The 273-nt window shown below is 42.5% G+C and carries 1 protein-coding gene; it reads right to left on the bottom strand.

Features of this window, described 5'->3' with window-relative positions; genetic code table 11:
- The coding region (locus CAAU_RS05090) for a penicillin-binding transpeptidase domain-containing protein (protein ID WP_040306007.1) at positions 1-273 on the bottom strand (273 nt) is incomplete at both ends.

Below are 273 nucleotides of genomic sequence, written 5' to 3'. Positions count from 1 at the left end.
CAACTATTATAGTATCAGGTGTTATAACTCCCTCCTGAAGTCCTGCAATGGCAACCAATGGTTTAAATGTGGATCCTGGTGGTGCAGTCCCATAAGTTGCATAATTAAATGTAGGAAGAGGAACTAAACCAAAATCTCGACCCTGTGGCCACAGATACTCTACAAGCTCCTTTGATGGTGACCCTTTTTCTGCAAACCAATTTGGATCAAATCCTGGCCTACTTGCTAAAGCTAAAATTTCTCCAGTTCTTACATCAACGACAACTGCAGCGC

Origin of the sequence: Caloramator australicus RC3 (assembly GCF_000297115.1) — a bacterium.
Classification (GTDB): domain Bacteria; phylum Bacillota; class Clostridia; order Clostridiales; family Caloramatoraceae; genus Caloramator; species Caloramator australicus.
This window is presented reverse-complemented; position numbering and strand designations above follow the sequence as displayed.